Source organism: Rhodopseudomonas palustris HaA2, assembly GCF_000013365.1.
Classification (GTDB): Bacteria; Pseudomonadota; Alphaproteobacteria; order Rhizobiales; family Xanthobacteraceae; genus Rhodopseudomonas; species Rhodopseudomonas palustris_J.
In genome coordinates, this window is record NC_007778.1 from 1245886 (window position 1) to 1264649 (window position 18764).

General features: G+C 66.0%; 16 protein-coding genes. 14 read left to right on the top strand and 2 right to left on the bottom strand.

Annotated features, from left to right (window positions below):
* Window positions 1–87: 87 nt before the first annotated feature.
* From RPB_RS05485 to RPB_RS05495, 3 genes are all read left to right on the top strand, one after another.
* Window positions 88–1866 (top strand): tetratricopeptide repeat protein, encoded by a 1779-nt coding sequence (locus tag RPB_RS05485; protein WP_011439984.1) that lies wholly within the window; start codon window positions 88–90, stop codon window positions 1864–1866.
* A gap of 13 nt (window positions 1867–1879) precedes the next feature.
* A complete protein-coding gene (locus tag RPB_RS05490; protein ID WP_011439985.1) occupies window positions 1880–2770 on the top strand; it encodes a 4-(cytidine 5'-diphospho)-2-C-methyl-D-erythritol kinase in 891 nt (296 codons plus the stop codon).
* 397 nt (window positions 2771–3167) lie between these two features.
* On the top strand, window positions 3168–3452 hold the full coding sequence (locus RPB_RS05495; RefSeq protein ID WP_049824655.1) for a hypothetical protein: 285 nt from the start codon (window positions 3168–3170) through the stop codon (window positions 3450–3452).
* A gap of 109 nt (window positions 3453–3561) precedes the next feature.
* On the opposite strand, the gene RPB_RS05500 is transcribed toward RPB_RS05495, so the two are convergent.
* Window positions 3562–4572: a polyprenyl synthetase family protein gene (locus tag RPB_RS05500; RefSeq protein WP_011439987.1), complete on the bottom strand. Its 1011-nt coding sequence runs from the start codon at window positions 4570–4572 to the stop codon at window positions 3562–3564.
* 250 nt (window positions 4573–4822) lie between these two features.
* Here RPB_RS05500 and RPB_RS05505 point away from each other — a divergent pair, with 250 nt between their 5' ends.
* From RPB_RS05505 to RPB_RS05545, 8 genes are all read left to right on the top strand, one after another.
* Window positions 4823–5050: a DUF2007 domain-containing protein gene (locus RPB_RS05505; RefSeq protein ID WP_011439988.1), complete on the top strand. Its 228-nt coding sequence runs from the start codon at window positions 4823–4825 to the stop codon at window positions 5048–5050.
* Entirely contained in the window at window positions 5043–5840 is a 798-nt protein-coding gene (locus tag RPB_RS05510; protein ID WP_011439989.1) for a tRNA1(Val) (adenine(37)-N6)-methyltransferase, read from the top strand. The genes RPB_RS05505 and RPB_RS05510 overlap by 8 nt, the downstream gene beginning before the upstream one ends.
* 215 nt (window positions 5841–6055) lie before the next feature.
* Window positions 6056–6964: a S49 family peptidase gene (locus RPB_RS05515; protein ID WP_011439990.1), complete on the top strand. Its 909-nt coding sequence runs from the start codon at window positions 6056–6058 to the stop codon at window positions 6962–6964.
* A 107-nt stretch (window positions 6965–7071) separates the two neighbouring features.
* Entirely contained in the window at window positions 7072–7260 is a 189-nt protein-coding gene (locus RPB_RS05525; RefSeq protein WP_011439991.1) for a DUF4234 domain-containing protein, read from the top strand.
* A gap of 443 nt (window positions 7261–7703) precedes the next feature.
* The gene (locus tag RPB_RS05530; protein WP_011439992.1) at window positions 7704–8678 is read left to right on the top strand and encodes a glycine--tRNA ligase subunit alpha; all 975 of its coding nucleotides are present in this window, start codon (window positions 7704–7706) and stop codon (window positions 8676–8678) included.
* Window positions 8679–8709: 31 nt separating this feature from the next.
* Window positions 8710–9144, top strand: a complete 435-nt coding sequence (locus RPB_RS05535; protein WP_011439993.1) for an endonuclease domain-containing protein — start codon at window positions 8710–8712, stop codon at window positions 9142–9144.
* Window positions 9144–11426: a glycine--tRNA ligase subunit beta gene (gene glyS / locus RPB_RS05540; RefSeq protein WP_011439994.1), complete on the top strand. Its 2283-nt coding sequence runs from the start codon at window positions 9144–9146 to the stop codon at window positions 11424–11426. The genes RPB_RS05535 and glyS overlap by 1 nt, the downstream gene beginning before the upstream one ends.
* A gap of 313 nt (window positions 11427–11739) precedes the next feature.
* Window positions 11740–12840, top strand: a complete 1101-nt coding sequence (locus tag RPB_RS05545) for a hypothetical protein (RefSeq protein ID WP_011439995.1) — start codon at window positions 11740–11742, stop codon at window positions 12838–12840.
* Window positions 12841–12847: 7 nt separating this feature from the next.
* Here RPB_RS05545 and RPB_RS05550 read toward each other — a convergent pair whose 3' ends face one another.
* Window positions 12848–14128 (bottom strand): MgtC/SapB family protein, encoded by a 1281-nt coding sequence (locus tag RPB_RS05550; protein ID WP_011439996.1) that lies wholly within the window; start codon window positions 14126–14128, stop codon window positions 12848–12850.
* 480 nt (window positions 14129–14608) lie between these two features.
* On the opposite strand from RPB_RS05550, the gene RPB_RS23960 reads away from it, so the two are divergent.
* From RPB_RS23960 to RPB_RS05565, 3 genes are all read left to right on the top strand, one after another.
* A complete protein-coding gene (locus RPB_RS23960) occupies window positions 14609–14764 on the top strand; it encodes a DUF3096 domain-containing protein (protein WP_011439997.1) in 156 nt (51 codons plus the stop codon).
* A 90-nt stretch (window positions 14765–14854) separates the two neighbouring features.
* Window positions 14855–17869, top strand: a complete 3015-nt coding sequence (gene ppdK / locus RPB_RS05555; RefSeq protein WP_011439998.1) for a pyruvate, phosphate dikinase — start codon at window positions 14855–14857, stop codon at window positions 17867–17869.
* A 401-nt stretch (window positions 17870–18270) separates the two neighbouring features.
* On the top strand, window positions 18271–18726 hold the full coding sequence (locus RPB_RS05565) for a hypothetical protein (protein WP_011439999.1): 456 nt from the start codon (window positions 18271–18273) through the stop codon (window positions 18724–18726).
* Window positions 18727–18764: the final 38 nt, after the last annotated feature.

Sequence of the window (18764 nt, forward strand, 5' to 3'; positions counted from 1 at the left end):
GGGCGCCAAACCCGGCATTGTCGTCGGCCAAACGCTGCCGGCTCGGCGGCCGGGACATCCGAGCCCTTTCCTGGAGCTAGGCATTTGATGCTTCTTCACCGCTTCCGTCGTTCGATGTTTGTCGCCGTCACCGTCGCGGCGCTGCCGATCGCGGGGCAGGCGCTGGCGCAGACTCCGGACCATCCGGGCGACAATTCCGCGCAGTTTCCGACCAGCCAGGATCTGCGGTCGATGACCACGGCGGGCAGCTATCTCGCCGCCCGCCACGCCAGCGTCGAGCGCGACGCCGCCTCGGCCGCGGCGTTCTATCGGTCGGCGCTGCGCACCGACCCGAAGAACAACGAATTGCTCGACCGCGCCTTCATCTCTTCGCTGGCCGAAGGCAATATCGAGGAGTCGGTCAAGCTCGCCGACCGGATTCTCAAGATCGACAAGACCAACCGCGTGGCGCGGCTGGTGATCGGCGTGCGCGATCTGAAGACCAAGAAATACGCCGCAGCGGTCCAGAACGTGAATCTGTCGGTCCGCGGCCCGATCACCGATCTGGTCGCGACGCTGCTGTCGAGCTGGGCGATGGAGGGCGCCGGCGACGTCAAGGGCGCCGTCGCCAATATCGACAAGCTCGCCGGTCCGGAATGGTATCCGATCTTCAAGGATCTGCATTCCGGCATGATGCTCGAGCTCGCCAACAAGCAGAAGGACGCCGGCGTCCGCTTCGAGCGGGCCTACAAGCTCGACGATTCCGCGCTTCGGGTGACGGATGCCTATGCGCGCTGGCTGTCGCGCAACAAGGACGACGGCTCCGCGGTCGCGATCTACGAGGGCTTCGACAAGAAGCTGTCGCGCCATCCGTTGGTGTTGGAGGGATTGCGTGACGCCAAGGCCGGCAAGAAGCTGCCGCCGCTGGTCGACAGCCCGCAGGCCGGCGCTGCCGAAGCGCTGTACGGTATCGGAGCGTCGCTGACCCGCCGTGGCGGCGAGGACCTCGCGCTGGTCTATCTGCAGCTCGCGCTGTATCTGAAGCCCGATCACGCGCTGGCGCTGCTGGCGCTCGGCGATCTGTACGAATCGGTGAAGAAGCCGCAGATGGCGGTGAAGGTCTACGAGCGCGTGCCGGCGGATTCGCCGCTCAAGCGCAACGCCCAGATCCAGCTCGCCACCGATCTCGACGCGATCGACCGCAGCGAGGAAGCGATCAAGATCCTGAAGACGGTTATCGCCGAGGACGGCAAGGACCTCGAGGCGATCATGGCGCTCGGCAACATCGAGCGCGGCCGCAAGAAGTTCGCCGATTGCGCGGTCACCTACAGCCAGGGCATCGATGCGCTCACCGGCACCGAGAAGAACAGCTGGGTCTATTATTATTTCCGCGGCATCTGCGAGGAGCGTTCCAAGCAGTGGGCCAAGGCCGAGGTCGACATGAAGAAGGCGCTGCAGCTGCAGCCCGAGCAGCCGCATGTTCTGAACTATCTCGGCTATTCCTGGATCGACCAGGGCATCAATCTCGACGAAGCGATGAAGATGATCAAGCGCGCCGTCGATCAGCGCCCCGACGACGGCTACATCGTCGACTCGCTCGGCTGGGCTTATTTCCGCATCGGCAATTACGAAGAGGCGGTGAAGACGCTGGAGCGCGCCATCGATCTGAAGCCGGAAGATCCGACCATCAACGATCACCTCGGCGACGCCTATTGGCGCGTCGGGCGAACGCTGGAGGCGCGCTTCCAGTGGGCGCACGCCCGCGATCTCAAGCCGGATCCGGAAGAGTTGCCGAAGATCGAGGCCAAGCTCGCCAACGGTCTCCCGGAGGACACCTCGTCGGCGGCGTCGGCGGACAAGAAAAAAGACGACGACAAGGGCGGCTGAGGTGAGTGACGCATTGCCGACAACGGCGTTGAGCGACCAGGCCCGCGCCAAGGTCAATCTCACTTTGCGAGTCGTGGGCCGCCGCGTCGACGGCTATCACGACCTCGAAAGCGTGGTGGCCTTCGCCGATTGCGCCGACCGCCTGACGTTGCATCCGGGTGCCGAACTGAGCCTCGTCACCTCCGGCCCCGGCGCGCAGGATTGCGGCGACACCGCCGACAATCTGGTGCTCAAGGCGACCCGACTGCTCGCCGAGCGCGTCCCGAAACTGCGCAGCGGCGCCTTCGTCCTCGACAAGCATCTGCCGGTCGCGGCCGGGATCGGTGGCGGCTCGGCCGACGCCGCCGCGGCGTTGCGGCTGCTCGCCCGCGCCAACGATCTGGCGGCCGACGATCCGCGCGTGGTCGAGGCGGCGCGTCTCACCGGGGCCGACGTGCCGGTATGCCTGCCGTCCCGGCCCTGCGTCATGACCGGAGTCGGCGATACGCTGACGCCGTTGCCGCTGCCGCGGCTGCCGGCGGTGATGGTCAATCCGCGCGTGCCGGTGGCGACCAAGGACGTGTTCAAGGCGCTCGGCCTGCGTGCCGGTCAGCTCAATGTCGGCATTGTCGACGTGCTGAAATCGAAGGGCTGGCCCGCGGTGGATGCGTCCGTTGCCGACTGGATCGTGGCGGTGAGGCGCGGCACGAACGATCTCGAGGCCCCGGCGCTGAAGGTCGAGCCGATCGTCGGCGATGTGCTGCGGGCGCTCGCCGCGCTGCCGGGGGTGCGGATGTCGCGGATGTCCGGCTCCGGCGCGACCTGCTTTGCGCTGTTCGCCAGCGATGAAGATACGAAGGCCGGCGCCGAGGTGCTACGCGCCGCGCATCCCGGCTGGTGGATCCACGCCGGCAGCCTGAGCTAGTTCCCGCCACGCCGCTGACGGCCGAACCGACCATCTCCGCAGCGTCATGCCGAGCCCACCGCCCGAGACGGCGCGCCTCGGGGCGCCGCCGCTTGCGTTGTCGTCGGATTGGCGCAGGCCTTTTGATCGTGATTGAACTAATACAATCGAAATCACCAAGGCATTCGTCATGTTTGCGCGTCATGGTGGTCGGCGAGGAAACTCCGGCGCATTGCAAGGCCAGCCCAAAAAGGCGGCTGCGCGCCGACGACAGGCTACCGGACAATTCGCGATGTCGGCCTCCCGCGTTCAGGGATGACGCGAGCGGATTCGCCGCTCTGAGTTGAGACCCGGCGACTGCGGGCGCCGCTTCGGACATCCGCAGCACTACCCCGCTCAAATCAAATGGAGGCTTGCCATGACCGATCGTGTTCTCTCGCCGCGCCTTGTTCTCGCCGCTCTCACGCTGTCGATGCTCGGCCTCGTCGCCGTCGATACCAAGCCGGCGGAAGCCGTGGTGGCCTGCGGACCGCGCGGCTGCGTCGCGGGTAGCGTCGGCTACGGCGCACCAGTCGCGCGCGCCGCGGTTGCCGGGCCGGTCGGTGTCGGTCGCGTCGGTGCCGGCGTTGGTCGTCCGGGTGTCGGTGTCGGCGGTGTCGGGCGCAATATGGGCGGTCCGGTCAATCGCGTCGGCCGTCGCTGAACCGTCGACAGCGCGCAGCGCCAGGATGAGGAGCGCGCCCTAAGGGGCGCGCGTCTCGCCGGATCGTGGTCGCAGGTGATCGGCTGGCAGTCCCAGCGCCGGCTGCAGCTCAGTGCGACCGCGCCAAGCAGAACGCCACCACCTGCTCCAGCGCGGTTTTCATCGGCGACGACGGGAACAGCGCCAATGCGTCGACGGCCATCGCGCCGTAGTGGTGCGCGCGCTGGATGGTGTCCTCGAGGGCGCGGTGCTTGGTCATCAGCTTGATCGCCTGGTCGAGATCGGCCTCGGTGATCTCGCCGCGCTCCAGCGCCTTGATCCAGAACGCCCGCTCGGAATCGTTGCCGCGGCGGAACGCCAGCACCACCGGCAGCGTGATCTTGCCCTCGCGGAAATCGTCGCCGACATTCTTGCCGAGTTTGGCGGCCTTGCCGCCGTAATCGAGCACGTCGTCGACGAGCTGGAAGGCGATGCCGATGTTCATGCCGAACGAGCGGCAGGCCGACTGCTCGGCCTTCGGCCGGTCGGCGATGGCGGGCCCGACTTCGCAGGCGGCGGCGAACAGTTCGGCGGTCTTGCCGCGGATCACCGCGAGATATTCGTCCTCGGTGGTGGCGGTGTTCTTGGCGGCGGCGAGCTGCATTACCTCGCCTTCGGCGATCGTCGCCGAGGCCGCCGACAGAATGTCGAGTGCGCGCAGCGAGCCGACCTCGACCATCATCCGGAACGCCTGGCCGAGCAGGAAGTCGCCGACCAGCACGCTGGCCTCGTTGCCCCACAGCATCCGCGCCGACTTCTTGCCGCGGCGCATCTCGCTCTCGTCGACGACGTCGTCGTGCAGCAGCGTCGCGGTGTGCATGAATTCGACCGCCGCGGCGAGCTTGATGTGGCCGTCGCCGGCATAGCCGGTGAGGTTGGCCATCGCCAGCGTCAGCATCGGCCGCAGCCGCTTGCCGCCCGAGGAGATCAGATGGTTCGCGACCTCGGGGATCATCGTGACGTCCGAGCCGGTGCGCGACAGGATGGTGGCGTTGACCCGCTCCATGTCCGCCGCGACAAGTCCGACCAATTGATCGATCGAGGCGGGCGGGGGGCCTTCGAAAGGTACGACTACGGCCACGCTCAGTCTCCAGATTCGGGAGGTTTCCGGCACATCGAGTCCGCGCGAAAACTCCCTGATTTCGTTGCTCGGGGCGAAGTGGGGACGCCGACGCGGTGCCGGTCGGCGATTTCGCTCTTCGTCCAGATCCCGACTATAACATGGGACCGACCGCCTCACGAGACGAGCATTCGCCCAAGTCGGTTGCCCAAGTCGGCCACCCAAGTCGTTCGCCGGGAGCTATAATGCAGGGATCAGGGGAGGCGCAAGGTTGCGGGAACTGGTGAGGACCAATGACGTGGTGTTGATCTCGGCGGTCGGGGCGCTGCTCGACGGCGCCGAGATCCACTATCTGGTGATGGACCAGAACATGAGCATCCTGGAGGGCTCGGTCGGGGTGATTCCAAGGCGCGTTCTGGTCCATCCGGACGATCTCCGAAGCGCGCGTCAGGTTTTGACTGACGCGGGCCTCGCCCATGAATTGCGCGGCGATGACTGATCCTGCCGCGACCACCGAGGATGGCTTTCTCGGCGGGCGGTTGCGGCTGCGACAACTGGTCCTCGGTCATCGGGCCGGCCATGACGCCATCCTGCTGGCAGCGGCGACTAGAGCGCGGCCGGGGGACCGAGTCGTCGAGTTCGGCGCCGGCGTCGGCGCGGCCGGGCTGGCGTTGGCCGCCCGGGTCGGGGGCCTCGATCTGCTGCTGGTCGAGCGGGATCCACAACTGGCCGCGCTTGCGCGCGCAAACGCCGCAGCCAACGGTATCCGGGCCGCGGCGGTGGTGCTGGATGTGGAGGCCGGTGCGGACGCCTTCGCGGCCGTCGACCTGTTGCCCGACAGCGTCGATGTCGTGCTGATGAATCCACCGTTCAACGATCCGTCGCGGCATCGCGGTTCGCCCGACGGCGCGCGGCAGGCTGCGCATGTGGCGACCGCCACAACTTTGGAGTCATGGGTGCATGCTGCGCGACGCGTGCTGAAATCGGGCGGCGCCCTGACGCTGATCTGGCGCGCCGATGGCTTGGCCGAAGTGCTGGCGGCGCTCGCCCGCGGCTTCGGCAGCCTGGCGTTGTTACCCGTCCACGGCAAACCGGACGAACCGGCGATCCGGGTGCTGATCCGCGCGGTCAAAGGCGGACGTGCGCCGCTTCAGATCCACGCGGCGGTCCATTTGAACGAGGCATCGGGAACACCGACCGCGCTCGCACGCGCCGTCCTGAACGGTGAGCAGATCCTGCCACCCGCGGTCACATCATCGCGAGCGCCGGGCAAAAATTGCTCGGCCTGATCAATGCGGAAGCGACTTGGTTCGCGGATCCGGCTTCGCCGTGATGTGTACCGAGGCCAAAATCGCCCCTATCAGCAGCATCAACAAATAGATTTTCATGATCGTCTCCGCTGCGTCGTTGCAGCCGCGTCCCCATATGAAACTCTGCTCTGCAAAACACGTTCCAGACCACAGCTGATTCGGGTTTGGAAATAGATCAACATTTGGGTGAATGCATGAATGATCCGGCGACGAGTGGTCGCAGCTCCGCGAGCCTGCTCGACACTTTCGGCAAATGGATTCCGGCCCGGTTCCGCTCCGATATTCCGGTCGTGCCGGTGGTGCGCCTGTCGGGCGTGATCGGCGCCGTCACGCCGCTGCGGCCGGGCATGTCGCTGGCGGGCGTCGCCAAGCTGCTGGAGCGTGCGTTCGCGACGCGCAACGCCAAGGCGGTGGCGCTGGCGATCAACTCGCCGGGCGGCTCGCCGGTGCAGTCGCGGCTGATCTATCTGCGCATCCGCGCGCTGGCGGCCGAAAAGAAACTGCCGGTCTATGCTTTCGTCGAGGATGTCGCGGCCTCGGGCGGCTACATGATCGCCTGCGGCGCCGACGAGATCTATTGCGACCCCTCCTCGATCGTCGGATCGATCGGCGTGGTCGGCGGCAGTTTCGGCTTTCAGGAACTGATCAAGAAGATCGGCGTCGAGCGCCGGCTGTACACCGCCGGCGAGCACAAGGCGCAGCTCGATCCGTTTCTGCCGGAAGATCCCGGCGACGTCGCCCGCGTCAAGGCGCTGCAGCAGGAGATCCACGCGCTGTTCATTTCGCTGGTGAAAGACAGCCGCGGTGCGCGGCTGAAGGGCGACGACGCCAAGCTGTTCTCCGGCGAGTACTGGGCCGGCGCGACCTCGGTGTCGCTGGGTCTGTCCGATGCGATCGGCGACCTCCGCGCGGTGCTGCGCGACAAATTCGGCGACAAGGTGCGCACGCCGGTGATCGCGGCGCCGACCGGCTTGCTGTCGGGCCTGATGCGCAAATCGTCGGGCGCCGGCACAGAGGCCTCGCTCGACGGCTTCGCGGCGCTGCCCGATCAGCTGATCTCGGCGCTGGAGGCGCGCGCGATCTGGGCGAAATACGGCTTTTAGAAGGTCCCAAACGCGCTGTTTCGCCCCGCCGGAGGCGATTGCAGAGGGGGCGCGATTCAGCAAGACTGTCCGCGGGGCGTGACGTGACCCGAGACGAGGATCGACCAATGCCGCCGCTGCTTGTACTTGCCGGAAGTCTGGTAGGCATCGCCCTGGTGCGCTGGGCCTTCAGGACCGCCGGGCGAATCAATCAGGAACTGGACGACGCGCGCTCCGCGATCTTCGCCGAGCCGCAGCCGGCCGAGATTCCGACTTTACGCAAGGACCCGGTGACCGGGGCGTATCGGCCGGGCTGATCGCCGCGCATTCCGAGCGTCCGACCTTCCGGCGCCGGCCCCGGGGCTGGGCATCGCCCGCAGGGCCGGCACGCAACCTTGGAGGTTGCAACTGAGTTGGCGCGCGCGCCGAAATCCTAGCGACGGTCCCGGATTTCGCCGGAGAGCAGCGGGACGATGGTGAGCGCGACCATCAGTGCGCCGATCATCTGAATTGTCGTCATGCCGGGGCTCCCATCGCGTCCGCGCACGGCTCCCCAGCCGCACGCAAATCCCACGGTCCGATCGTTACTCGGCAGTTGCTAACGAATTTCAGCGCTCCGCCGGGACGCGTCAGTCATGGTTGACGGCGGGTTAATGCCCGTCGGCGCTGCGGTTTGAGGTCCGCATCGCCTTGATTTGAGGGGGCCCTGCCGATACGGTCCGGCCGCTTTCCGAAAACCCTTGCGAATCCAAAGCCGCTCATGGACCCGACGCCTCCCCACATGCGCCCGGAACGATCGTTCCAGGGCCTGATCCTGACGCTGCAGCGGTTCTGGGCCGACTACGGCTGCGTGATCCTGCAGCCCTACGACATGGAGGTCGGCGCCGGCACCTTCCATCCGGCGACCACCCTGCGCGCGCTCGGGCCGAAACCCTGGCGCGCCGCCTATGTGCAGCCGTCGCGCCGGCCGAAGGACGGCCGCTATGGCGAGAACCCGAACCGGCTGCAGCACTATTATCAGTTCCAGGTGATCCTGAAGCCGTCGCCGCCGGATCTGCAGGACCTCTATCTGAAATCGCTGCAGGCGATCGGCGTCGACACCGCGCTGCACGATGTGCGCTTCGTCGAGGACGATTGGGAGAGCCCGACGCTGGGCGCCTGGGGGCTCGGCTGGGAGTGCTGGTGCGACGGCATGGAAGTCAGCCAGTTCACCTATTTTCAGCAGGTCGCCGGCGTCGAATGCGCCCCGGTCGCCGGCGAACTCACTTATGGCCTGGAGCGGCTGGCGATGTACGTCCAGGGCATCGACCGGGTCTACGACCTCAACTTCAACGGCCGTGACGGCGCCGATAAAGTCACCTATGGCGACGTCTTCCTGCAGGCCGAGAAGGAATATTCGAAACACAATTTCGAGGTCGCCGACACCGACATGCTGTTCGCGCAGTTCAAGATGGCGGAAGAGGCCTGCAAAAAGTACCTCGATGCCGGCTGGCAAATGTCTGCTGATGGCGGCAAACGCGAGGCGCATCTGATGGCGCTGCCGGCCTACGACCAGTGCATCAAGGCCAGCCACGTCTTCAACCTGCTCGACGCCCGCGGTGTGATCTCGGTCACCGAACGCCAAAGCTACATCCTCCGCGTCCGCGACCTGGCGAAAGCCTGCGGCGAGGCGTGGCTGCACACGGAGGCGGGCGGTTCTTCACCCTCCCCTGGAGGGGGAGGGTCGCTCGCGTGAGCGAGCGGGGTGGGGTGACAGCGGTTGCGACATGGTCAAACGCCAGATCAGCGACTTCAAGCGCACCACCGCGAACAAACTGCGGACGAACAGCACCGCTGCCGAAGACATCCTGTGGCGGCAACTACGACGAATGAATGTGGAAGGAAGTCACTTCAGACGGCAGGTTGTGATCGGGCCCTATATCGCCGATTTCGCCTGCCTCGCGAAGCGATTGATCATCGAGGTCGACGGTTCACAACACGGCGACGAAGACGGCCTGAGGCGTGACGAAACGCGAACGCAATGGCTGCAGTCGGAAGGCTACCGGGTGATCCGATTTTGGAACAATGATGTGATGAGCAAGACCGACGCCGTGATGGACGCAATCTATAACGCGATCGCTGTCACCCCACCCCGCTCGCCGTTGGCGAGCGACCCTCCCCCTCAAGGGGAGGGTGGGGCCGTGCGTGGGGAGAAGGAATAATGCCCGATCTCCTCCTCGAACTGTTCTCCGAAGAAATCCCGGCGCGGATGCAGGCGAAGGCTGCTGACGATCTCAGGCGGCTGGTGACCGACAAGCTCGTGGCGGAAGGACTCGTCTATGAGGGCGCCAAGGCGTTCGCGACGCCGCGGCGGCTGACGCTGACGGTGCACGGCATTCCGGCGCGGCAGCCGGATCTCAAGGACGAGCGCAAGGGGCCGAAGGTCGGCGCGCCGGATGCCGCCGTGCAGGGCTTCCTCAAGGCCACCGGGCTCGCCTCGCTGGACGAGGCCACGATCCAGAAGGACCCGAAGAAGGGCGACTTCTACGTCGCGCTGATCGAAAAGCCGGGCAAGCCGGCGATCGACGTGCTGGCCGAGATCCTGCCGGTGATCGTCCGCACCTTCCCGTGGCCGAAATCGATGCGCTGGGGCGAGCGCTCGGCCAAGCCCGGCGCGCTGCAATGGGTGCGGCCGCTGCATTCGATCGTCGCGACGTTCGGCATCGACACCGAAGAGCCGGACGTGGTGGCGTTCGACATCAGCGGCATCCAGGCCGGGCAAGTGACGCGCGGCCACAGATTCATGGCGCCGGACGAAATCAGCGTGCGCCGCTTCGAGGACTACGAGGCGAAGCTGTATGCCGCCAAGGTCGTGCTCGACCCGCAGCGCCGCCGCGACATCATCCTCGCCGACGCCAAGACGCTGGCGCAGGCGCAGAACTACGAACTGGTCGAGGATCAGGGGCTGCTCGACGAAGTGTCGGGGCTGGTCGAATGGCCGGTGGCGCTGATGGGCTCGTTCGACGAGGCCTTCCTGTCGATCCCCGGCGAAGTGATCCGCGCCACCATCCGCGCCAACCAGAAGTGCTTCGTGGTCTCTGATCCCGCGACCGGCAAGCTCGCCAACAAGTTCATCCTGACCGCGAACATCGAAGCCAGCGACGGCGGCGCCGCGATCACCGCCGGCAACGAACGCGTGATCCGCGCACGATTGAGCGACGCGCGGCATTTCTGGGAGACCGATCATAAATCCCTTCCGGAGTATCGCGATAGCGGCTTGCGTCCGCTGGATCAGCGTCTCAAGAAGATTCGGGATCAGAAAATCGTCTTCCACGCGAGCCTTGGTACTCAAGGCGAACGTATAGATCGGATCATTCGTCTTGCGCGTGAGATTGCTCCGTTGGTCGGAGCCGATCCAGACAAGGCCGCCCGTGCGGCCGAATTGGCGAAGGCCGATCTCGTCACCGAAGTGGTCGGCGAATTCCCCGAGCTGCAGGGCCTGATGGGCAAATACTACGCGCTGGCGCAAGGCGAAGACGCCAGCGTCGCCGCTGCGTGCGAAGAGCACTACAAGCCGCAAGGCCCGGCTGATCGCGTCCCGACCGATCCGGTGAGCATCGCGGTGGCGTTGGCTGATAAGCTGGATACGCTGGTCGGCTTCTGGGCGATCGACGAGAAGCCAACGGGGAGCAAGGACCCGTATGCTCTGCGACGCGCGGCGTTGGGGGTAATCAGGCTGCTCGTGGATAACGGCATTCGAATGCATCTTCAACGAAAGTCATTGCTGATTGAGATGCGTTTTCGAATCCTTGGTGCGCTCGCGCGAGAGCGTGGTTTCACAAAACAACTTACGTCGACGCTCGATATTCTCAATTCGGATAAGGACCATGCTTCTCTTGAGGTTGAACTGATAAGTAGCCTGGAACGTTCTATTGAAGGTCTCTATTCGGAAATCTTCGCGAAGGCCGACGCAGCTCAACTCAACCTCCTCTCTTTCTTCGCCGATCGCCTGAAAGTCCAGCTCCGCGATCAAGGTGCCCGTCACGATCTTGTCGACGCCGTGTTCGCGCTGGAAGGCCAGGACGACATCCTGATGATCGTCCGCCGCGTCGAGGCGCTCGCGGCGTTCCTTGCGACCGACGACGGCAAGAACCTGCTCGCCGGTACCAAGCGTGCGGCGAATATTCTGCGCATCGAGGAGAAGAAGGACGGTCGCGCCTTCGACGGTGCGCCGGATGCGTCGCTGTATGCACAGGACGAGGAGAAGGCGCTCGCCGCCGCGATCGATCGGGCGCGGGCGGAGGCGACCGAGGCCGTGGCGCGCGAAGACTTCGCCGCGGCGATGACCGCGATGGCCGGGCTGCGGCCGGCGGTCGATGCGTTCTTCGAGCACGTCACGGTCAACGCCGACGACAAATCCGTCCGCGAAAATCGCCTGAAGCTGCTGAATGAGATCCGCGCCGCGACGCGCGCGGTGGCGGATTTCTCGAAGATCCAGGATTAATTGCGGAAAAGTGAGCCGCAGGGCCGCAACATCGGCAGCGCGCTCCCTCGCCCCGCTCTTCGCGGGGAGAGGGGTGGGGTGAGGGGCTGCGGCCTCCCCGCGAATGCTGATTTTGGATTGAGCGCAATGCCCGGCCCCTCACCCGACCGGCTTCGCCGGTCGACCTCTCCCCGCAGAAGGGCGGGGCGAGGTGGGGACCCCGAAAAATCCCGCAACATCGCGAAACATTAATGTCTCGTTAACCATGTCCTGAGAGGGTGGCGGCCGGTAACGGTTTCTTAACCGCCTCTCCGCGCAGCGGGACGTTTCGCCCATGACCACGGTCACCACCGGCCTCAATTCCTACGCGCAATACGGCGCGGCCTATGCCCGTTCGGCGGTGACGCAGACCTCGCTGGCGAACGTGCTGAACGCGGCCGAGGACGGCACGTCGAGCGCCGCCAATTCCGCCACCAACCTCACGCTGTCGGCGGCGGCGCGGGCGCAGCTCGCCAATGCGTCGGCGGCGAAGGATTTCACCACCGTCATCAGCGACAGCCGCGCCGCGCTCGACAAGCTCTACACCGCGGCCGGCGTGAGCGCGCCCTACGACGCCAGCGGCAAGCCGACGATCGATCTGTCCTCGCTGGATCGCCGCGCGGTGTACGCGATCGCCGCCAACAGCGGCGGCAAATTCACCGAGGCCGAGCAGACGCTCGCCGCAGTGACGCGGGTCGCGGGCTTCAATGCGGCGCTGTCACCCGCCACCCAGACCGCGCAACTCACCGGCGATTACTCCACCGTCTACAAGGCCGCTGCGGACTATCTCGACGGCGCCAGCAATGAAGAGAAGGCGACGGCGACCTGGAAGGCCGAGCGCGCCGCCGTCGCCAAGGGGCTGACCGCGACGCAGAGCGATCCGACCAAGGTCCCCTCGGGGATCAGCAACGATCCAGTCGCGTCCTATCTCGCGCAATATCCCTCGGGCAGCCCGACGACGACCCAGAGCTTCTCCAGCGTCGCCAAATCGACGCGCGCCGCGCTCGACGAGCAGGCCAAGTCGGCCGCCGCTGCCGGCAAGGAGCTGGTCTACGATCCCGGCCGCAAGGTCGGGCAGATGGCGGATCTGTCGGGGCTCGACAATCGCGCGCTGTCGGCGATCTCGCTCAATCAGGATCAGTTGTTCTCCAAGGAAGAGAGCTTCGCCGCCAAGCGAGAACTCGACGGCCGCAATCGCGCCAGCATTCTCACGGCGCTGAAGCAGAGCCAGAGCTCGGGCAACCCCGCCGATTTCAGCCTCGGCCTGCTCAACACCTATTCGGCGATGAGTGCCGAGGAACGCACCGCGACGAACTGGACGACGACGTTCCGCGACAATGCGGTGCAGAGCTACAAGGCGACCACGTCGCTGCTGTCGATGCTGAAGGGCGGTTGAGCGGGGCTCAGAGCGTCCCGCGCGCGAGCAGCACAGCGAGCACGACGCCGATCCCGGCCAGTATCACCAGCATCAGCGCGCTCTGCAGCGTCGCGCGGCCGCCGAACGACAGCGCGTAGGTCGCCTTCAGGATGTTGTTGGACGACGCCGCGATCAGCACCGCGATCGCGACCGCGTGGTCGCCGATCCCGGCGGTGCCGCCCTGCGCCAGATTGAGGACGAAGGGATCGATGTCGGCAAAGCCGACGATCGCCGCCAGCCAATAGATGCCTTCGGTGCCGAATTCCGTCTTCACCCAGGTCGAGGCCAGCGAGATCAGCACGAACATCGCCGCGAACGCCGCGGCGGTGCCGAGTTCGAGCGGGTTGCCGCGCCCCGCTGCGTCATGCGCTTCGGCGGCCGGCGCCTTGATCAGCCAGTATTGCAGCGCGGCGATCGACAGCGCCAAGGCGGCGAGGCCGGCCATCGGCACCACGAGCTGGCGCGCCAGCGCCAGATTGAACACCGCGATGATCGCCAGAATGCGCAGATACATGATGCCGGTGGCGAGCGTGATCCCGGCCAGCGCCTGCCGTCGCGAGGCCGGGTCGGCATTCGCCTGCCGCGCCAGCACCACGGTGGTGGCCGTCGACGAATACAGCCCGCCCAGCGCCGGCATCCACAGCCCGCGCGCCGCCCGCGGCCAGTAGCGCTGCGCCAGATAGCTCGCATAGGACAGGGTGCAGACCAGCGTCAGCGCCAGCCAGGCCTGCCGCGGCGTGATGCTGGTGAGGGTCGTCACCGGCTCGGCCGGCAGCAGCGGCAGCACCACACCGGTCAGAATCAGGAACTGACCGGCCGTGGTGATTTCCTTCATGTCGATGCGGCGCGCCAGCGTGTGCAGCCGGTCGCGCCCGGTCAGCAGCAGCACCGCGACCACGGTGACGCCGACCGCGATCCAATGCGGCAGCGCCAGCGCGACCGCGCCGAGCAGATAGGCGTGCACGTTCAGCAGCAGCACCACCAGCCCGGCATTGCGCTCGCCTTTCTCGTCGCGCTCGCGCAGATGGACGCCGTAGAACATCGCCAGCCAGGCGCCGAGCACGAGCAGTCCGCCAGTGAAGGCGATCAGGTGTGTCGGATCGAACAGATAAAGGATGCCGCCGCCGAGCGAGAGCAGCGGGAAGGTGCGGATGCCGCCCGGCCGTGCGGAGCTGGTCTTCGCGAAGAAATCCTCGAACGCGAAGCCGAGAAAAAAACTCAACAGCAGCAGCAGGCCGAGACTATGAACAGACGGCGTCGCAATCATGGGGGCCCGGCCGATGCGGTGGCGAGGCCAGCGCGATCAACGGCTGCCGAACCAGGGATCGGCTCGGCGATCCAGCACTGTAGCAGCACATGCGGGACTGGAGAAGGCGTGCCGGACCGTTTGCGTCGGCACTCTCCGCAATCACCCAGCCGCAACAGAAGAACCCCGCCCGGGCGGGGGACGGGGCGGGGTTCTCTGATCCGGTCGCATGATACGCGCCCGAATCTCGTTCAAGTGTCGTCCACCTGAACGAACCTATTCCGGTGCTTCGTCGGACATCCGGAGATGGCCGTCGTCATCGAGGCAATGCCTGCCGCGGCGTGGCGTTCCTGCAAATCTGCGTCGGACGTCAGTTTTTTAGCGCGATGGAACCCATGGCGTGGCTTCGGCGTCATCAGGCGCCTGTATCGCTCGATGCACCCGCCGGCTACAAACCCGCTTGCGATTCGGTCGCGATTCTCTCATCCGGAGACAACTGCCATGACAATCACCGCTGCCCACATTCCCGCCATCGTCGCGCTGATCGCCGGTATCCTGATTCTGGTGATGCCGCGGTTGCTCAACATCGTCGTGGCGATCTACCTGATCTGCGTCGGACTGATCGGTCTGGGGGCGCTTCGCTTCCTGCACCTTTAGTCGGCGGGAGAGCGGCCAGCTTGCTTGCAACCGCCAAAACGTGGTGTATAGCGGCCCAATCTCTTCCCCTCTCGCGGACCGTTGACAGCCATGGCCAAAGCCGCTTCTAAGACCAAGAAGACCGCTTCAAAATCGAAGTCTTCTGCAGGCAAGTCTTCTGCAGCTAAATCTTCCGTAGCCAAGTCGCGCCGCAAGCCTGTAGTCGCGCCCGCCCGGAAGGCCGTGGCCAAGACGTCGCCGAAGCCGGCGCCGAAAGCCGCCAAGAAGGCGGTTAGCAAGCCGGCGGCGAAACCCGTTTCCAAGACCAAGCCCGTTTCCAAGGCGGCGTCGGTCGCCCGGGCCGTCGCAAAGGCGGTTGTGAACGCGGTGATCAAGCCGGCCGCGAAGCCGGCCAAGGCCGCAGCGAAACCGGCCAGCGCGCCGAAATCCGGCAAGTGGGTCTACACCTTCGGTGACGGCAAGGCCGACGGCAAATCGAGCATGCGCGATTTGCTCGGCGGCAAGGGCGCCAATCTCGCCGAGATGGCCAATCTCGGCCTCCCAGTTCCGCCCGGCTTCACCATTCCGACCTCGGTCTGCACCTATTTCTACGCCAACGGCAAAACCTATCCGAAGGAGCTGCAGGCACAGGTCGAGCGCGCGCTCGATCATGTCGGCAAGCTGACCGGCAAGAGCTTTGGCGACGGCGAGAATCCGCTGCTGGTATCGGTTCGCTCCGGCGCCCGCGCCTCGATGCCGGGCATGATGGACACCGTGCTCAATCTCGGCCTGAACGACGAGACCGTCGAAGCGCTGGCGCTGAAATCCGGCGACCGCCGCTTCGCCTATGACAGCTATCGCCGCTTCATCACGATGTATTCCGATGTGGTGCTCGGCCTCGAGCATCATCATTTCGAGGAAATTCTCGACGGCTACAAGGACAGCAAGGGCTACACGCTCGACACCGACCTCGACGCCGACGACTGGGTTGCGCTGGTCGGCCAGTACAAGGAAGCGGTCGCCCGAGAAATCGGTCAGGACTTCCCGCAGGATCCGCATGCCCAGCTCTGGGGCGCGATCGGCGCGGTGTTCTCGTCGTGGATGAACGCCCGCGCGGTGACCTATCGCCGCCTGCACGACATTCCCGAGTCGTGGGGCACCGCCGTCAACATCCAGGCGATGGTGTTCGGCAATATGGGCGAGACCTCGGCCACCGGCGTCGCCTTCACGCGCAATCCCTCGACCGGCGAAAGCCGGCTGTACGGCGAGTTCCTGATCAACGCGCAGGGCGAGGACGTCGTCGCCGGCATCCGCACGCCGCAGGACATCACCGAGCACGCGCGGCTGGAATCCGGCTCCGACAAGGCGTCGATGGAAGCCGCAATGCCAGAGGCCTTCCAGGAGCTGACGCGGATCTACACGCTGCTCGAAAAGCACTACCGCGACATGCAGGACATGGAGTTCACGGTCGAGCAGGGCAAGCTGTGGATGCTGCAGACCCGCGGCGGCAAGCGCACCGCCAAGGCGGCGCTGCGCATCGCCGTCGAGCTCGCCAATGAAGGCCTGATCAACAAGCAGGATGCGATCAGCCGGATCGAGCCCGGCTCGCTCGATCAGTTGCTGCACCCGACGATCGATCCGCATGCCAAGCGCGACGTGATCGCCACCGGCCTGCCGGCGTCGCCGGGCGCCGCCTCGGGCGAGATCGTGTTCTCGTCGGACGAGGCCGCCAAGCTGCAGGCCGACGGACGTAAAGTCATTCTGGTCCGAATCGAGACCAGCCCCGAAGACATCCACGGCATGCACGCCTCGGAAGGCATCCTCACCACCCGCGGCGGCATGACCTCGCACGCCGCCGTGGTGGCGCGCGGCATGGGCAAGCCCTGCGTGTCGGGCTGCGGCTCGATCCGCGTCGATTACGGCCGCGGCACGATGACGGTCGGTTCGCGCACCTTCAAGACCGGCGACATCATCACCATCGACGGTTCGATCGGCCAGGTGCTGGCGGGACGGATGCCGATGATCGAGCCCGAATTGTCGGGCGACTTCACCACGCTGATGGGCTGGGCCGACCAGGTCCGCAAGCTCAAGGTCCGCGTCAACGCCGATACGCCGGTCGATGCGCGCACCGCGATCAAGTTCGGCGCCGAAGGCATCGGCCTTTGCCGCACCGAGCACATGTTCTTCGAAGAGACCCGCATCCGCACCGTGCGCGAGATGATCCTCGCCGAGGACGAGCAGGCGCGCCGCGCCGCGCTGGCCAAGCTGCTGCCGATGCAGCGCGCCGATTTCGTGGAGCTGTTCGAGATCATGGAGGGCCTGCCGGTGACGATCCGGCTGCTCGATCCGCCGCTGCACGAATTCCTGCCGCACAGCCATGCCGAGATCGAGGAAGTCGCCCGCGCGATGAACGCCGATCCGCGCCGGCTGGCCGATCGCGCCCGCGATCTGTCCGAGTTCAACCCGATGCTCGGCTTCCGCGGCTGCCGGCTGGCGATCGCCTATCCGGAGATCGCCGAGATGCAGGCCCGCGCCATCTTCGAGGCCGCGGTCGAAACCGAGAAGCGCACCGGCAAAGCGGTCGGTCTGGAAGTGATGGTGCCGCTGATCGCCACCCGCGCCGAGTTCGACCTGGTCAAGGCGCGGATCGACGCCACCGCGCATGCGGTGTTGCGCGAAACCGGCGCCAAGCTGACCTATCAGGTCGGCACCATGATCGAGCTGCCGCGCGCCTGCCTGATGGCCGGCGACGTCGCCGAGACGGCCGAGTTCTTCTCGTTCGGCACCAACGATCTGACCCAGACCACCTTCGGCATCAGCCGCGACGACGCCGCGAGCTTCCTCGGCACCTATATCGAGAAGGGCATCTTCGCGGTCGATCCGTTCGTCTCGGTGGACCGCGACGGCGTCGGCGAACTGGTGAAGATCGGTGTCGAACGCGGCCGCAAGACCCGGCCGACTCTCAAGGTCGGGATCTGCGGCGAGCACGGCGGCGATCCCGCCTCGGTCGCATTCTGCCACGAGATCGGTCTGGACTACGTGTCGTGCTCGCCCTATCGCGTGCCGATCGCGCGGCTCGCGGCGGCGCAGGCCGCGCTCGGCAAGGCGATCAGCAGCCAGGCGTAACAGGCTGGCGTAACACTCAGGCGGAGTGCTCGAGCCGTAACGCTCGACAGTCACACACGCACTCAGACGTCATCACCCGCGAAAGCGGGTGACCCAGTATCGCAGAGCGTTCTTTGTAAGTCGCTTGCGCCCTGGAATACTGGGTCGCCCGGTCAAGCCGGGCGATGACGTGGGTGGTTGTCGACATCACGGCCGGGATCTCGCCCCGGCCGTTGTCGTTTCGCCCGACGCGCAGACCATCCTTCATTGCAAGACGCGTCGCCAAGGTTCCCGTCATTGCTTCGCCTCCGGCGTCGCAATGACGGGGAGAGGTCCTGCTCGGTCGCAGTGTCTGGCGAGGCGCATTCCTCCGGTCCGCCCTGGATCTTCCGCACCCCCGCGAAATATGCGAAGGTGCGGCAGTGAAGTTCCTCCTTGCCATACGCCGGCTGCTCGCGGCCGTAATGGTTACAGGCCTCGTGCTGGCGCCGCTGGCCCGGCCTGCGATGGCCGCTGCGCCTTCGGCTATGCCGATGCAGGCGATGCCGACGCAAGGCCCGATGGCGCATGAGGGCGCGGATCACGCGATGGCAGGCCATTTGGCGGCCGTGCCGTCGGTGGGCGCGATGTCCGCTGCGGTCGTCGACGAGATGGCCGAGATGCCGTGCTGTCCATCCGAGGCGCCGCCGACCGCTGTCGATTGCGGTAAGTGCCTGTCGATGGCGGGCTGTTCCTCCAATTTCCTGACCGGGATGCCGGGCACGGTCGCATTGCCGCTGCCCGCCGCCACGATCGGCGCGCAAATGCCGACGAACGATTTCCGGCCCGACGGCCTCGGCCACCCGCCACCCGAATATCCGCCTCGATCGCTGGTCTGAGCGGCGCTGACGCGCCGTCTGCCGTCGCGTGACGTTTC

What these genes read in the sequence shown, in the direction of transcription:
- RPB_RS05535 (WP_011439993.1), top strand. Translation starts at nt 8,710, where the DNA reads ATGGTCAAACGCCAGATCAGCGACTTCAAGCGCACCACCGCGAACAAA.
- RPB_RS05485 (WP_011439984.1), top strand. Translation starts at nt 88, where the DNA reads ATGCTTCTTCACCGCTTCCGTCGTTCGATGTTTGTCGCCGTCACCGTC.
- RPB_RS05545 (WP_011439995.1), top strand. Translation starts at nt 11,740, where the DNA reads ATGACCACGGTCACCACCGGCCTCAATTCCTACGCGCAATACGGCGCG.
- RPB_RS05525 (WP_011439991.1), top strand. Translation starts at nt 7,072, where the DNA reads ATGCCGCCGCTGCTTGTACTTGCCGGAAGTCTGGTAGGCATCGCCCTG.
- RPB_RS23960 (WP_011439997.1), top strand. Translation starts at nt 14,609, where the DNA reads ATGACAATCACCGCTGCCCACATTCCCGCCATCGTCGCGCTGATCGCC.
- RPB_RS05515 (WP_011439990.1), top strand. Translation starts at nt 6,056, where the DNA reads ATGAATGATCCGGCGACGAGTGGTCGCAGCTCCGCGAGCCTGCTCGAC.
- RPB_RS05530 (WP_011439992.1), top strand. Translation starts at nt 7,704, where the DNA reads ATGGACCCGACGCCTCCCCACATGCGCCCGGAACGATCGTTCCAGGGC.
- RPB_RS05550 (WP_011439996.1), bottom strand. Translation starts at nt 14,128, where the DNA reads ATGATTGCGACGCCGTCTGTTCATAGTCTCGGCCTGCTGCTGCTGTTG.
- glyS (WP_011439994.1), top strand. Translation starts at nt 9,144, where the DNA reads ATGCCCGATCTCCTCCTCGAACTGTTCTCCGAAGAAATCCCGGCGCGG.
- ppdK (WP_011439998.1), top strand. Translation starts at nt 14,855, where the DNA reads ATGGCCAAAGCCGCTTCTAAGACCAAGAAGACCGCTTCAAAATCGAAG.
- RPB_RS05495 (WP_049824655.1), top strand. Translation starts at nt 3,168, where the DNA reads ATGACCGATCGTGTTCTCTCGCCGCGCCTTGTTCTCGCCGCTCTCACG.
- RPB_RS05510 (WP_011439989.1), top strand. Translation starts at nt 5,043, where the DNA reads ATGACTGATCCTGCCGCGACCACCGAGGATGGCTTTCTCGGCGGGCGG.